The organism is Burkholderia sp. Ac-20345 (assembly GCF_017104825.1).
Taxonomy (GTDB): Bacteria; Pseudomonadota; Gammaproteobacteria; order Burkholderiales; family Burkholderiaceae; genus Burkholderia; species Burkholderia lata_B.
On sequence record NZ_JAAGPO010000500.1, the window covers coordinates 1 to 1,337 of the forward strand.

At 72.3% G+C, this 1,337-nt stretch carries 1 pseudogene; it reads right to left on the reverse strand.

Going from position 1 to position 1,337, the window contains the following annotated elements:
* Positions 1-121: 121 nt before the first annotated feature.
* Positions 122-1,337 (reverse strand): annotated as a pseudogene (locus tag G3O06_RS48270) (circularly permuted type 2 ATP-grasp protein); the annotation flags it as partial.

Genomic DNA, 1,337 nt, shown 5'->3' on the forward strand with positions numbered 1-1,337 from the left:
CCGAACGGCACGCCCGGGGCGATGGTTTCCGTCACGCCGTCCGCGTTCGCCGCGGCGAGCGTGCCGTCGGCATGGCCGTGATACGAATGCGTGAACATCACGATCTTGTCGCGTCCGGTCACGGCGCCTGCGACAGCGGCAGGTCGGCCTGCACCGTGTAGTGTTCGGGCCGCGCGAGGATCCGCGCGCGCCACTCGGCCAGCTGCGCCTGCGTGAGCCGCGCGCCGATCACCGGCTCGAATGGGCCGCCGGCCTGCACGTCGGGTGGATAGGATGCCTTCACGATGCTGCGCGCGAGATGCGGCAGCGCGTCGTCGCACGCGGCCGCCTCGCCGCACCACCACGAATGCACGGCCGGCAGCGTCAGCGTTTCGCCGAGCAGCCCTTCCGCGAGACGCGGCATGAAGCCGAGCATCGCCGGCGATTCGAGGAAGCCCGAGCCCGGCGCGTTCGCGAGCAGCACGTTGCCCGCGCGCACGGCCTGCAGCAGGCCCGGCACGCCGAGCATCGAATCGGGCCGCAGTTCGAGCGGATCGAGCCACGCGTCGTCGACGCGCCGCAGGATGCCGTGCACGGGTTCGAGCCCGGCCAGCGTCTTCAGGAAGACGCGGTTGTCGCGCGCGGTCAGGTCGCCGCCTTCGACGAGCGTGAGGCCGAGGTAGCGCGCGAGATACGCGTGCTCGAAATACGTCGCGCTGTGCGGCCCCGGTGTGAGCAACACGATCCGCGAATTCTTGGCGGTAGGGCTGAGCGCCTGCATGCTCTGCAGCAGCGCGCGGTATGCGGATGCGAGCCGCTGCACGCGCAGCCCACGAAACCCGCGCGGAAAAAGCCGCGACACGATCAGCCGGTTTTCGAGGAGGTAGCCGAGGCCGGCCGCGCCCTGCGTGTGCTGCGCGACGATCCGCCACTGCCCGTCCGGGCCGCGCGCGAGATCGAACGCGACGACGTGCAGCCAGGTATCGCCCGGCACGCGCGCGCCGCGCATCGCGCGCAGGTAGCCGGGATGCCCGGTGACGAGCGCGGGCGGCAGCAGCCCGCGCTCGAGGATCGTCTGCGGCCCGTACAGGTCGGCCAGCGTCGCGTTGAGCAGCCGCACGCGCTGCAGCACGCCGCGCTCGATCGCGACCCAGTCCTCGGGCGTGACGATCAGCGGCAGCAGGTCGAGCGACCACGGGCCGGCCGCGCCGTCGCCGGCGCGCTGCTCGTGCAGTTGATAGAACAGGCCGTTCTCGCGCATGCGCCGGTGCAGCGCGTCCGCGCGGCGGTCGAGGTCGGCCACGCCGTCGCTGCCTATCGACGTGAAGAAGCTGCGCCACGCGGGTGCGAGCGCAGGC